This window comes from Dehalogenimonas sp. W (assembly GCF_037094495.1).
Taxonomy (GTDB): Bacteria; Chloroflexota; Dehalococcoidia; order Dehalococcoidales; family Dehalococcoidaceae; genus Dehalogenimonas; species Dehalogenimonas loeffleri.
This window is the reverse complement of sequence record NZ_CP146612.1, coordinates 105,056-118,824: the sequence shown is the minus strand read 5'-3', so window position 1 is coordinate 118,824 and position 13,769 is coordinate 105,056. Positions and strand designations below refer to the sequence as shown.

Annotated in this window: 10 protein-coding genes; 1 reads left to right on the top strand and 9 read right to left on the bottom strand. The window is 53.4% G+C overall.

Annotation, left to right across the window (positions count from 1 at the left end):
* Positions 1-9 precede the first annotated feature (9 nt).
* From V8247_RS00530 to V8247_RS00520, 3 genes are read right to left on the bottom strand one after another with little or no spacing between them, the layout of a single operon-like run.
* On the bottom strand, positions 10-861 hold the full coding sequence (locus V8247_RS00530) for a DegV family protein (protein WP_338737690.1): 852 nt from the start codon (positions 859-861) through the stop codon (positions 10-12).
* Between the two features lie 26 nt (positions 862-887).
* Positions 888-1,736 (bottom strand): DegV family protein, encoded by an 849-nt coding sequence (locus tag V8247_RS00525; RefSeq protein WP_338737688.1) that lies wholly within the window; start codon positions 1,734-1,736, stop codon positions 888-890.
* A 30-nt stretch (positions 1,737-1,766) separates the two neighbouring features.
* Positions 1,767-3,398, bottom strand: coding sequence for a DAK2 domain-containing protein (locus tag V8247_RS00520; protein WP_338737686.1), 1,632 nt, complete (start codon positions 3,396-3,398; stop codon positions 1,767-1,769).
* A 136-nt stretch (positions 3,399-3,534) separates the two neighbouring features.
* Here V8247_RS00520 and rpmB point away from each other — a divergent pair, with 136 nt between their 5' ends.
* Positions 3,535-3,720, top strand: coding sequence for a 50S ribosomal protein L28 (rpmB, locus tag V8247_RS00515; RefSeq protein WP_338737684.1), 186 nt, complete (start codon positions 3,535-3,537; stop codon positions 3,718-3,720).
* A gap of 61 nt (positions 3,721-3,781) precedes the next feature.
* Here the strand turns inward: rpmB and argH are convergent, their stop codons facing one another.
* The 6 genes from argH to V8247_RS00485 all read right to left on the bottom strand — a co-directional run bounded on the left by argH (position 3,782) and on the right by V8247_RS00485 (position 13,682).
* A complete protein-coding gene (gene argH, locus V8247_RS00510) occupies positions 3,782-5,155 on the bottom strand; it encodes an argininosuccinate lyase (protein ID WP_338737681.1) in 1,374 nt (457 codons plus the stop codon).
* A 98-nt stretch (positions 5,156-5,253) separates the two neighbouring features.
* Positions 5,254-6,462, bottom strand: coding sequence for an argininosuccinate synthase (locus V8247_RS00505; RefSeq protein ID WP_338737679.1), 1,209 nt, complete (start codon positions 6,460-6,462; stop codon positions 5,254-5,256).
* Between the two features lie 86 nt (positions 6,463-6,548).
* The gene (locus V8247_RS00500) at positions 6,549-9,242 is read right to left on the bottom strand and encodes an HAD-IC family P-type ATPase (RefSeq protein WP_338737677.1); all 2,694 of its coding nucleotides are present in this window, start codon (positions 9,240-9,242) and stop codon (positions 6,549-6,551) included.
* Between the two features lie 113 nt (positions 9,243-9,355).
* Complete coding sequence (locus tag V8247_RS00495) at positions 9,356-10,627, bottom strand: Ni/Fe hydrogenase subunit alpha (RefSeq protein ID WP_338737675.1); 1,272 nt, start codon at positions 10,625-10,627, stop codon at positions 9,356-9,358.
* A complete protein-coding gene (locus V8247_RS00490; protein WP_338737672.1) occupies positions 10,615-11,364 on the bottom strand; it encodes an NADH:ubiquinone oxidoreductase in 750 nt (249 codons plus the stop codon). The genes V8247_RS00495 and V8247_RS00490 overlap by 13 nt, the downstream gene beginning before the upstream one ends.
* A complete protein-coding gene (locus V8247_RS00485) occupies positions 11,364-13,682 on the bottom strand; it encodes a 4Fe-4S dicluster domain-containing protein (RefSeq protein WP_338737670.1) in 2,319 nt (772 codons plus the stop codon). The genes V8247_RS00490 and V8247_RS00485 overlap by 1 nt, the downstream gene beginning before the upstream one ends.
* Positions 13,683-13,769 lie beyond the last annotated feature (87 nt).

Here is a 13,769-nt window from a genome sequence, read left to right as displayed (position 1 = left end):
ATACCTTGTTTAACCGTTTGCCAGGTTGCGTTTTACAGCCAGGATGATGGTCCCGGGGCCGCCGTGCGCCCCCAAAGCGGGACCCAAACGGGAAATATAGACCTTACTCTGATCCATGAATTCGCTTAGTTTTTCTTTCAAGGCAAGTGCCTCATCAGGTGTGGTGGAATAGACGATAGCAGCTTCTTCGGACCCCGATGTCTTTTTAACGAAGTCCACCAGGCTGTCCAGCGCCCGGTGGCGGGTACGGGCAATACCGCAAGGCCAGAGTACGCCGTCTTTCAAGGTCAGGAGCGGTTTAACATTCAGAATGCCGCCGATGAGTGCTTTGGCCGCACCCAGACGACCGCTTTTCAAGACGTATTTCAGAGTGTCAAAGGTGGCGCTAATTCGAGTCAGCGATGCCGTTTCTTTGGCAGCCTGGATTATATCGTGGAGTTCGGCCTGGGCCTGAGCCAGGCGTGCTGCCGCTAAAACGCAGAAACCCAAGCCCATGGAAAGAGAAAGAGTGTCAATAACGGTGATGCGGGCTTTCTCAGCGGAAAGTTCCCGGCCGGCGACTGCGGCGTCGTAGGTGCCGGATAATTTGCTGGAGAGGTGAAGGGATACTATTTTTTCAGTTGTTCCCGCCAGCAGCCTGTCATAAACTTCCATAAAGTCATTTGGGGAAGGCTGAGAAGTGGTCGCCGGGGTATTTTCAGACAGGATTCGCCGGTAGACTTCATCTTGTGAGATATCAACACCGTCGCGGAAGACTTCCTGGCCGAAAAGGACGTACACCGGTACCACGGTGATGCCGAATTGTTCAATAAGTTCCGGCGGGAGATCTGCGGTGGAATCGGTTACGATCTTGACGGGCATAGCGTTCCCTCTAACCCCGCTACTTGTTATTGCCGGCCGGTTCCCAGGACGGAAACTGAGATGACGTTCGGCCCCATGTACGCCCCAAGCACCGGACTGACAGTGGTTCGATAAATATTTTCAATCGGATAAAGAGCACCCAGTTTATTAATTAAGGTCTCAGCCACCTCTGGAGTAGTGGCGTATTCAACGGCCATTTCATCAATATTTTGGTGTTCGGCGACGAAGTTGTATAACACATCAATCCCGGCGGCCATGGAACGTACCCGGGTTAGAGGCGCGACTTCACCGTCACGCATAGTCAAAACCGGTTTAATGGACAGTAGTGAACCGACCAGTCCCTGTGCCCGGCCGACCCGGCCGCCTTTGGCTAGGTATTTGAGCGTGTCAAAGGCCATTACCGGCTTGGTTTCGGCTGACTTCAGTTCTACAGCTTGTTTCAATTCAGCCAGTCCCATGCCGGCTGCAGCCTGCTTGGCCGCCCAGATGGTCAGGATGCCCAGAGCCGCCGCAGTGACGCCGGAGTTAACCACGGCGACCCGGCAATCAGGCTTTTCCAGTAGTTGAATGGCCGCGTTGGCCGAATCAAAGGTACCCGACAGTTTTCTGGAAATGGTGACGACCAGAATCTCATCTGTTTCTTTGGACAGCTTTTTATAGGCGTTGAGAAAAGCCGCAGGCGACGGTTGGGTGGTCGTTGGAAAGGTATCCTGAGTAGCTAAACGGTGGTAAAACTCGTCAGTAGAAATATCCACCCGGTCAGTGAATGATTCCTTGCCGAAAGATACGGTCAGCGGTACAACAGCTATTCCGAACTGTCCGGCCAGAGCCGGCGTAAGATCTGAGGTGGAATCGGTAACAATGCGAACCGTCATAGTGGACCTCCTGAGCCGTGTCGGGTGAGATTATTCCAGAGAGACAACATAATCGTAGTGCGGTTGACCGCCGGAGACCACTTCCACCTGAACAGCGGGATACCGGGCCATCAAATCGGCCGCCAGAGCATTGGCGGCTTCTTCGCTGGCATCACCGCCGTAGTACAGAGTCATCACTTCTACATGAGACAGATCGCTCTTGGCCAGCAGGTCAGCCAGAACTTTATCGGAAGTGTCATTGACGGCCGCCAGACAACCGTCAAGCAAACCGATGGCCTGGTTTTTTTTGATGACCAGACCGTTGATTTTGGTATCACGAACCGCATGGGTGATTTCTATGGTCCGGGCGTGGGTTGAGGCCTCGGTCATCCGCCGTACATTAGTCTCAAAATCGGCTTCGTAGTCAAAAGCCAGCAAGGCCGCCACGCCCTGGGGCAGTGTTTCAGTGGCGATTACCGAAATAGTTTTACCGGTCAGGTGTCTGACCTGTTCGGCGGCGGGCACGATATTTTTATTATTTGGCAGGATGACCACCTTATGGGAGCCGACACGTTCCACCGCCTGAAGAATATCCTTAGTGGACGGGTTCATGGTTTGACCACCAGGGACGATGGCCGCGGCTCCCAGCGAAGAGAATACGTCAGCGAAGCCGTCACCGGCCACGATAGCGACGATGGCGATATCCATAGTCGGCTGGCGGTCTTTCTGGAGGGCTAGAAAGTCTTCGTATTGTTCATCCATGTTGCGGATGCTGACTTTGTGAACTGTACCCAGCTTGGTAGCAAAATTAAGTACCCGGCCAGGCGCCACGGCGTGGATATGAACCCGTACGGTGGTGTCATCTCCGACCACAATCAGTGATTCCCCCTTGCGTTTCAGGCGGGCGCGGATCTTTTCGGTATCCAGATTTTCACCTTTCAGTAAAAATTCGGTGCAGTAACCGAAAGGGTCTTCGTCTGCCGAAGACAGTTGAATAGTTCGGGCGCCGACCGGACCGGAACTGGCGATGACGCGGGATTTTTTAAACTGCATTTGCTCGGTTTCTCCGCGGAGATAATGCAGCATGCCTTCAAGAATGGTGAAGAGTCCCTGCCCACCGGCATCAACCACTCCCGCGTCCCGGAGGGTTGGTAACAGGGATGGCGTTCTGGCGACTGAATCAGATGCCGCCGCCATGGCGTTTTCAATCAGTTTGGGAATGGACTCATCGTCAGCCGCGGAAGTCCGGGCAGCGGCGGCTACATCGGTGAGAACAGTTAGAATGGTCCCTTCCACAGGATTGGAAAGCCCCTTGTAGGCGGTCTCCACGGCCTGAGTCCAGGCGTTGGCCCAGTCAACGGAGGTTGCGGTTTCCTTGTCCTTGAATACTGAAGCCACGCCCCGCCATATCTGGGATGAGATGACGCCGCTGTTGCCCCGGGCGCCCATCAGTGCGCCTTTGGACACGGCGGCGGAGATGGCACCGATATTATCGGCGGTGACTTTGGCGGATTCTTCCACGGCCGACCGCAGCGTGAGAAGCATGTTGGTGCCGCAATCTCCGTCGGGTACCGGGAAAACATTCAAAGCATCAATATCGGCCGAACTTTTCTCCAGCCAGGCTGCGGCAGCGGCCAGCATATCGCGCATTTCGTAACCGGACATAGTATTTTGAACTGACATATATCACACCTCAAGAGAGCACCGGGAAACGGTGGTGTCATTACGGATTTGTCACCAATCGGTGTCTATGCTATATTTACTGTTGGATTTTATTATATCACTGAATGAATAGTCAAAGGAGCCCATATCCAAGGTTATGAAATGCGATTACTGTGGAAAAACTGCTCAATACGGACATAATGTCAGCCATTCCAAACGACGCACCAATAAGCGTTCTGAGCCGAATTGTCATCCCGCCCGGGTACTGGTGGACGGCAAAGCGATGAAACTGTCGCTGTGCACCCGTTGCCTCCGCACCATTTCCAAAGCCACCGCCGCTTAATATTAATTTTAGCCGAAAATCAACTGCCGCAGGAAACCCTGCGGCAGTTATTGTTTGCCTCTTATTCGTCGGAAAGAATCTTTTTAGCCTCCGATAAGGCCCTGGATACCCGCTGCCGGGCGGTCCCGCCGGGGTTGTCGCGGGAATCCACCGATGACATGACCGTTATCTGGAATACGTCATCATTGAACAGCGGTGAAAATTCCCGATATTCACTTAGCGACAGTTCCGGGAAAGTTTTCCTGGTTTTCAAACAATGGCTGACCAGTCTTCCGACTACCCCGTGAGCGTTGCGGAATGTTTCTCCCTTTTTCACCAGATAATCGGCGAGGTCGGTAGCCAGCAGGTAGCTCTTGTCAACACTGCCAAGCATTTTGTCAGATTTTATCTTTAGGCTGCTGATCATCCCCGCGAAGACCTTAAGCGACAACAGCAGGGTATCAACGGCATCAAACAATCCTTCCTTGTCTTCCTGAAGGTCCCGATTGTAAGCCAGCGGCAATCCCTTGAGGGTTGTCAGCATGGCGGTCAGATGACCGTAAACCCGGCCGGTTTTACCGCGGCCCAGTTCGGCCACATCCGGGTTCTTCTTCTGCGGCATGATTGAGGAACCGGTGGCATAAGCATCATCAATTTCAATAAAGCCGAATTCGGCACTACTCCACAGAATCAGTTCCTCAGCCAGACGCGACAGGTGCATCATAGCGATAGCGGCCGCTGAAAGGTATTCCACTACAAAGTCACGGTCGGAAACCGCGTCCAGACTGTTACGGGACACAGACTTAAAGCCCAATTCCCGGGCGACAAATTCACGGTCAGTGTTGTAGGGAGTACCCGCCAAAGCGCCGCTACCCAAAGGCAGCACATCGGTACGTTCAGCGCAGTCAGTGAAGCGGGCCTTGTCCCGTTCCAGCATTTCAAAGTAAGCCAGATAGTGATGAGCCAGCAGCAACGGCTGAGCGGGTTGCAGATGAGTATAGCCGGGAAGGATGACATCTGGGTTCTTTTCGGAAACGGTCAATAATGCGGTCTGAAGCTCATACACGGCAGCAATGGTAGCAGTTAAGGTATCTTTCATGTACAGCCGCAGGTCAGTGGCCACCTGGTCATTGCGTGACCGGGCAGTATGCAATCGTCCGGCGGCCTCGCCGATCTTCTCCTTCAGCCGTGCTTCAATGGCCATATGGATATCTTCCATCTCCGGTTTGAAGGTAAAACCGCCAGCCTCAATTTCCTGACCGATTTCGCTGAGACCTTTAACAATGGTCTCGGCGTCAGAGGCCGGGATGATGGCTTGTTTGGCCAGCATGCGGGCGTGCGCCACCGAACCACGGATGTCTTCCCGGTACAACCGCCAGTCAAAGGGCAAAGACGAAGTGTATTTGATTACCAATTCGTCGGCGGGCTTGTCAAAGCGGCTTCTAACATGACTCATCGAGTATTATTTCTCCCCATTATCGCAATGCCGTCCTCAACCGTTTGCCCTGGAACAACAAGGGCGGCATTATCGGTGAGGCGGTTTTTAAGCCCATCCTATTTTCCCTGCTTCTTTAGAAACTGCGCCCGGGCCTGAGTCCTGACCGGCAGACCCCAGAGTTTGATGAAGCCGACAGCCGCTGAGGCATCAAAATGGTCCCCGGTTTCGTAGGTGGCCAGATCGTGGGCGTAAAGGGAATAAGGAGACTTTCGGCCGACTACGCGCATACTGCCGCGTTCCAGCTTCAGCCGGACCGTGCCGGTGACATACTGCTGGGTGCTTTTGATATAGGCATCAAGGTCGGCTTTGTGAGCTGAAAACCACAGACCGTTGTAGACCAGGTCGCTGTATTCCTGAGCCACCCGGGATTTGAAACGCAACTGGTCTTTGGCCAAAGTTAATGATTCCAGAGCCGCATGCGCTTTCAACAGCACTGCCGCCGCCGGGGCTTCGTATATTTCGTGGGATTTGATGCCCACCAGGCGATTCTCAACGTGGTCAATGCGTCCGATGCCGTGGGTGCCGGCCAGGTCATTTAACCTGGATATAAGGTTGATGCCGTCTAAACGGCGGTTATTCAAAGTGACCGGGATGCCCTTGCGGAAGCCGATAGTAACATAGGTCGCCTTTTTGGGTGTGTCGTTTACATCCCGCGTCCAGCCGAAGACATCGGTCGGCGGTTCCACCCAGGGGTCTTCCAGCACGCCGCATTCACAGGACCGTCCCCAGAGGTTCTCGTCAATGGAATAGGGGCTTTTAGCCGTTACCGGCAGCGGAATATTGAACTTTTTAGCGTATTCAATGGTCTCTTGGCGAGTCATGCCCCATTCCCGGGCCGGCGCGATTACCTTGAGCTGGGGCGCCAAAGCGGCCGTAGCCACGTCCAGCCTTACCTGGTCGTTGCCTTTGCCGGTACAGCCATGAGCAATAGCGGTGGCACCTTCAGCCAGGGCAACGTCCACCATGAGTTTGGCGATCAGCGGTCGTCCCAGAGCGGTAGCCAGGGGGTATTCGTTTTCATACAGGGCGCCGGCAGCCAGTGCCGGGAAGATATAATCGTTAACGAATTCTTTTTTGGCATCAATCACCAGCGCTTTAACGGCGCCTACCTTGAGGGCCTTATCACGAATAACGGTGAAATCGCGTTCATTGCCGACATCAATGGTCAGGGCGATAACATCCATGTCGTAATGTTCCTTGAGCCAGGGAATGGCAGCCGAGGTATCAATGCCGCCGGAATACGCCAGAACTACTTTTTCAGCCATAAGAGCCCTTTCTAATGTTTATGAGTAGCTACATTATGCTACAAAACGGGGCTTGTGTGCCACTTATTGACCGCCGGTATTTATGTTTAACTCCTGCGCCACTTGCCTTTGGAGAAGGCCAAAGGGAACAATATCTTGCGAATCTCTTCTATTACAAAGAGCGTCAACCCGGCTCCGACGGCAATCAGCCAGTATTGCGGTTCAAATGGAGCGGTATGAAAAGCCGTCTGCAAGAACGGGCTATAAACCACCAGTAACTGCAAGATTATGGCGATTCCGACAGCTATTAGTAGCCAGCGGTTGGTAAATACTCCCAGTCTAAAGATGGATTTTTCGTCAGATCGGGCGATGAATCCTTTAAACCATTCAAACGCAATCATGGTGCTGAAGGCCAGTGTTCTGGCCTCGTCAATATCCATATGTTCCCGCGCCCAGGCAAAAACCAGGAACACTCCGGCAGCCATCAGGACAGCGGTGTAAGCCACTCGTAATATGAGTCCGGGATAGAGGAGGCCTACTTTAGGCGAGCGAGGCGGGTGGTTGAGTTCATCACCGGATTTAGGTTCCAGACCCAGAGGAATGGTGATGGTGGTATCCGTCATGACATTAATCCAGAGTATCTGAACCGCCAGCAGCGGTGCCTGACCCAGCACAGCAATGGCGGCAGTCAGCATCAGGAGCTCCCCGATATTACTGGACAATAAATAGTAGACCACATTACGCAAACGATTAAAAATGGCGCGACCTTCATCAACTGCTGCTACTACAGAGGCGAAGTTGTCATCAGTGAGCACCATGTCCGCTGACTCACGGGCCACGTCAGTACCCGATCGTCCCATAGCTACCCCGATATCTGCCGCTTTGAGCGCCGGGGCATCATTGACGCCGTCACCGGTCATGGCAACCACGTGCCCGCGGCTTTGTAATGCCTGAACCAGTCTTAATTTATGTAATGGCTCAATGCGGGCGAAAACGGTAATGTGCTCTATCTGTTGTTGCAACTCGTTATCACTCATGGCCGCCAGCTCCCGCCCGCTGACGGCTTTACCGACAGGTAAGCCAATTTCGCGGGCTACGGCCTCGGCCGTAGTTACATGGTCGCCGGTAATCATGACGACCCGGATGCCGGCGGCGGTTGCCTGCCGGATGGCTTCGGTGGCTTCTGGACGAGGCGGGTCAAATAACCCGACCAGCCCCAGGAGCGTCAAACGGCCGCTCAGGTCATTTGGAGTGAGGCGGGTGAGATCCCGAGGCATGTCAGCATACGCCAGGGCAAGCACTCTCAAGGCTTGCGTAGCCATGTCACTAACCTGCTGGTGAAGCTCCTGCCGGTAGTCGCTTGTCACAGTTGTTTTTTTTCCTCTCAGCCAAACATGGGAACTCATTTCAATAAGCTTTTCAGCTGCCCCCTTGACGTAGGCTATATGACCGTCCGGGGAGTTATTGAGTGTAGCCATGTATTGCAGGTCGCTGGAAAAGGCGATTTCACTCAATCGGGGATTGTTTTCAGCCAATGTCTCCTTGAGCAGATTTGCCTTGGCACCGGCTACCAGGATGGCTCCTTCGGTAGGGTCTCCGAACAATGAGCATTCATTTTCACCGACGGTAATAGTGGAATCGGAGGCCAAAATACCGGCAGTTAGTAGCAGCTTTAAGGAGTCATCCGTTTCCGGTTCCAGCCTATGGCCGTCAAATCTGAATTCTCCGTTAGGACAATAACCTTCGCCTGTCACCTCTACGTTTCTACCATTGTAATACAGACTCCGCAGGGTCATCTGGTTCATAGTCAGCGTTCCCGTCTTGTCAGAACAGATGACTGTTGCGGAACCAAGTGTTTCCACTGCCACCAGGTGTCGGATAATGGCGTTACGTTGAGCCATGAGCCGCATACCGATGGCCAGAACTACGGTGACAACTGCCGGTAGACCCTCCGGGATGGCTGAGACCGCGGCGGCCACTGCGAGGAAAAACATCTCAACTGTGTCCAATCCCCTCCAGATTCCCACAGTAAAGATAACACTGACCACGCCCAGCATGACGACTACCAAAATTTTACCGAGGCGGTTGATACTTTTTTGTAAGGGGGTTAATCCTGAATCAATAGATTCAAGACTGCTGGTGATACGACCCAGTTCGGTACCCATGCCGGTACCGGTGACCACGGCTACACCACGCCCCTGGACTACCGAAGTACCCAGGTAAAGCATATTCCGACGGTCAGCAAGAGAGTTATCCGCCGGCAGGGGTGAAATAGATTTTTCGCCTGGTTGAGATTCGCCAGTGAGGGTGGATTCATTGACCTTAAGCCCTGCCGATTCCAGGAGGCGGGCATCTGCAGGGACTCTGTCGCCAGCCTCAACAATTATAATATCGCCGGGTACTATCTCGCCGGAGGGGAGCCTTCTCAATTTACCGCTGCGGCGCACCTGGGTTTGCGGTGCCGCCAGTTCTTTCAAGGCCTCCATCGCCTTTTCCGCCCTGGTTTCCTGAATGAATCCGATGACGGCATTAATCAGTAATATCACCAGTATGACCGCGGCGTCAATAACGTGGGATGTCGCAACTGAAACGATGGCTGCAACCAGCAATATATATATCAAAGGATTCAAAAACTGCTTGAAAAACATCACGATGAGTGATTTCGGCGGCTTGGTTTCCAGGCGGTTGAGGCCGTATCGTTCCTGCCTGGATGTGACATTGCTGTCATTCAAGCCATCCATAGTCACGCTGAAGGCCTCTAGTACCTCCGAGGTAGAGACTGAATGCCATGTAGTGTTCATAAGAAGATTTTAACAGAAGCGTCTCCGGTCACAAAGCTGCTTGAGAAGGAGTTTTGCAAAAAAGAAGCGCCCGGTTCATAAACCGGGCGCTTCTGGTATACCAGTCGTGGATTTTAATGGACGGAGCAGGAGATACAAGGGTCATAAGCCCGTACCAGCATTTCCAGGGTATGCCGAATTTCTTCCTCCGGCTTTTCCAGAACGGTCGGTGCCAGGGCATCAAAGTCCTTCTGAATAGACAGGTGATTCTGACCGGTAGGGATGATGCAGTTAGCGGATACGATATGGCCGTTATCATCATAAGTGTAGTCATGAATCAGCATGCCTCTCGGTGCTTCAACAATGCCCACGCCGCGGCCGGCGCGCGGTTTGACCTTGACCTCTTCTTCATGGAGGCCACGGGCCAGCAACTTATCAATAATGTTGATGGCATCTTCAACCGCATGTACCGTCTCTACCGTCTGGGCTACGGAAATCATAAACGGATTATTAATCGGGGCTTTCATTCCAAGCTCCCGGGCTACTTTTTTGGCTCGGGGCAGCAGTTGGTCTGAATTCAGATTAAAGCGGGACAGCGCACCCACCATGTAGGAATCCCGCTTGTGTTTGGTGAATTTGGATGATGAATGGGGGACACAGAACTCGTTGGTCACCTGCTGATAGTCATTCAGGCTGGTGGTGCCGCCGTCGCTGGAGGCTATTTTACCGGTGATGAAGGCGTATTCTTTGTTATCTTTGAGAGCGACGTATTCGGTGGGACGCTGAAAGTCAGGAATGCCGGGTGCCAGCGTCTTGACGACGGCTACCATCGTATCCATGTCTTCCATGGCTTTTTCCAGGCGCTCCCGGATGGCTTTCAAAGCATCAATGTCGGGTAATTGGCTCCACCCGCCGACTACCGGGGTGATGGGATGGGTTTTTCGTCCTGCCAACACCTCTGCCAGGTTATAAGCCAGTTTTTTCAGCCGAACGGCCATAACCACGACATCGCCGTGGGTAGCTACCAGAGGGATAACCGAGTCAACTCCCAGGAAATCCGGTGCCACCAGGAACAAAACATGCAGGACGTGACTTTCCAGCAGTTCCGCGTTATACAACAGCTTACGCAAAAGCCATGACTGTTCGGATAATTTGATGTTGAAGGCCGCTTCGGTCGCCTGAAGAGAGGCCGTGGTGTGAGCGATAGAGCAGATGCCGCAGATACGGGATGAAATTATGGAAACGTCATCGTAATTGCGGCCCCTCAACATCCATTCAAAAAACCGGGGAGACTCGGTTACTTCCCAGAGTACCCGGTCAAGCTTGCCGTCGGTCGCTTCCAGATGAATGTTGCCGTGACCCTCTACGCGGGTGAGTTGATTGACATTGATTTTTATTTCTGACATTGAGAAGCCTCCGAGCAGGAGTTATAAATTCTGAAATGTTCCAATATCTGGTCCACCGTCAGGCCGTACCGGGTCAGGACGTCTTTCTCTGAGCCGGTGTTGGGGTCATCCACCAGACCGCGACAACCCCAGCAGAAACGTCCGGCGCTGACGCAGAGCGCGTCGCAACCAGCACGGGTCACCGGGCCGATACAGGTGCCGCCCCGCTGAAAAACACACACATTGCCGGCTTGGCGACATTCAGTGCAGACCGGGTAATTCGGCAGATCCGGCTTTTTACCCAGCAGCATGGCTTTGACCACCTTGACGAATTCGGCGGTGGTCGGCGGACAGCCGCGGATATAAGCATCAACGGTGACGACGGCATTAACTGGGCGGGCTGGTATAGAGTTGTAGTATCCTGCGCATTCGCCGTACACGCCTTTTAAGAGGTCTTCAGTTTCATAGGCGTTTTTGAGGCAATTAACACCCCCGGTACAGGCGCAGGCCCCCAGCGCAACCAGTACCTTGGCCTTCTCACGCATGTCTTGAAGGCGGGCAATCTCGGATTCCCGGGTGATACTGCCTTCAATGAAGGCGATATCATATTCCTCGGAACGGTCTGTCTTAACTTCACGGAAGTTCACGATGTCAACCGCCCCCAACAGGTCCAGCAGTTCTGCCGGTTCCAGATTCAGGGCATCAAGTTGACAGCCCTCGCAACTGGTAAAATCAAAAAATGCTACTCTTGGTTTCATTAAATGGCCTCCCTTAACGTGCGCAACTGGGTCATACTGAAGACTGGCCCTTCCTGGCAGACATAGACACCGTTGATCTGGCAGTTGCCGCATTTTCCAACGCCGCACTTCATTTTGCGCTCCAGGGAAACGATGATATTGTCATCTGCCAGGTCGCGTTTCTTAAGTTCGTTGATTACGAAACGGTACATTATCGGCGGACCGACCACAATCGCCACCGTATTTTTAGGATTGAATTGAATTTTAGGAATCAGGGTAGTAATTACACCGACGTTGCCTTCCCAGGTGTCGTCACCTTTATCTACGGTTTCCAGGAAGGTAACGTCAGGCGCCTGCGCCCATTCCTGCATTTCATCAGCAAAAACCCGTTCCGCCGGGGACCGGGCGCCGAACAGCAGATTGATATGGCCGTATGAATCCCGGCGATCCAGGACGTACTGAATGAGGGAACGTAGCGGAAAAACCCCGATGCCGCCGGCGATAAATAATATATCCTTGCCTTCCATCTGTTCCAGCGGAAAGCCGTTGCCGAAAGGCCCGCGGATACCCACTGATGCCCCTTCCTCAAGGCGGTGAAGGGCGCCGGTAACGTTACCGACATTTCGGACGGCGACTTCAAAGGTATGGTCGCGGGTGGGTGACGAGGTTAGCGAGATTGGCGATTCACCGATGCCGAAGACGTACACTTCAATGAACTGCCCTGGCCGGTGCCCCAGCTTGTTTCCGTCGTTAAGCCGGAATTCAAACAATTTTTCCCGGCCAGACAGCGGCGTCACCTTCTCAATTTTGGCCAGGTGAGGCAGGTAGAGCTCCGGTTGAGGTCGGGTATTAGTGACCGTACGGCGGGCTTTTTCCTTGGCTTTTTCACTGGCGGCGATGGCATTGTAGGCTTCCAACGGGCTGGCGATTTCCGCCAGGCATGCGATGGCACAGCGGCCGCAACCGACGCATCCGAATTTGCCGTAACGGTCAAGGATGTACTTACCCTTGTGATACATCCGGTGGCGGTAGCGGCTCATCTTGTCGCCGCGGAAGTTAGCCCCGGCGGCTACCCGGGAGAAATCCACCAGCATGCAACCATCCGGTTTGCGTACCCTTTCTCCGTCAACCAGATTCAATGATACGTCATCCTGAACGTCAAAACAGAAGCAGGTGGGGCAGACCATGATGCAGGAGCCGCAGTTGAGGCAGGTCTCACTGCGGGATGCCCAGTAGGGGTTGTCGTAGTTGTTATCCAGTAGATTAGGGATTTTATCCCGCGGCATATCCAGAAACAGGCGATATTTGGCCAGAGCTTCATCCCGTAATTGTTTTTGCCGTGCCGTTTCAGCCACGGTCGGTTCCCGTACCTGTGCATAACGCGCCAGTGCTTGGGCTCCGTTTTCAGAGCCAACGGTAACGATATAGCTGGCGTTGCCGATATCGGTCAGCAGCAGGTCAAATCCGGTGTCGGCGGTATGGGCGCCCATGCTGGGCGCGAAGGATGCCGGCTGCGGCGTCATGACATCCACGCCGATAATCAGGGTGTTTTCGCGGCGGGCGGTATAATTAGGGTCTGGATTGTTGGTCATGAAGACTTCATCCAGCAGGTTAATGGCGTTGATGTCGTCAGGATGGACTCCGATGATAACCCGCTGGGTGTTATCGGTAACCGGTGATATCTCGGGATTTTCTCCCATTTTGTAGCGCAGGATGGTTTCACAGGCCGGAATGAAGAACGCGGTCGGCGGATTGACGGTGACATCATAATCCAGGGTCAGCTCATCAAAGCTTTTGATTTTATCATAGACAAATTTGCCCTGTTTGGCTTTAACGCCGATGGATTCACGTTCACCAATCAGGGTGTTCACCATGGTTTTGAGGCTGTCCCGGCTGATGACAAAAGCTGCCTGGGGCAAAATTTTGGTCTGGGTAGCTTTGGCCCTGATTTGGATATTGGCGGTTTTCTGACGGGATGCTGATTTAATGGTGTCTTTAATCAGTTGCGACAGGTCCTGGGGTGAGATTGGTTTGACCAGGTAATCCATGGCGCCTTGCCTCAAGGCTTCGGTGGCTGATTCCACCGACGGGTGGTCGGTGGTGACGATGGTCTGAAGCCAGGGGCGCTTGATTTTGGCTTCCCGCATGACTCCCAAACCGTGTTTACCGGGCAGACGCATATCCAGCAGCATGACACTAAAGTCCTGGTTGTCAATCAGGTTAAGTGCTTCCTCTCCGGTGGCTGCGGTGGCGACCCGGAAACCGGCGCCTTTAAGCCAGACGGCTGTTTCCTTGACAGCGGGGTCGGCGTCAACGATTAGTACTGAGTTCTCCGGCATGCATCCCCCCTATACTTGTTTTATAAATTGCGCCAGAAGCGTCCGAACCAGGACAGGTAGAATCTCATTACTTAAAAAAGTTCCATG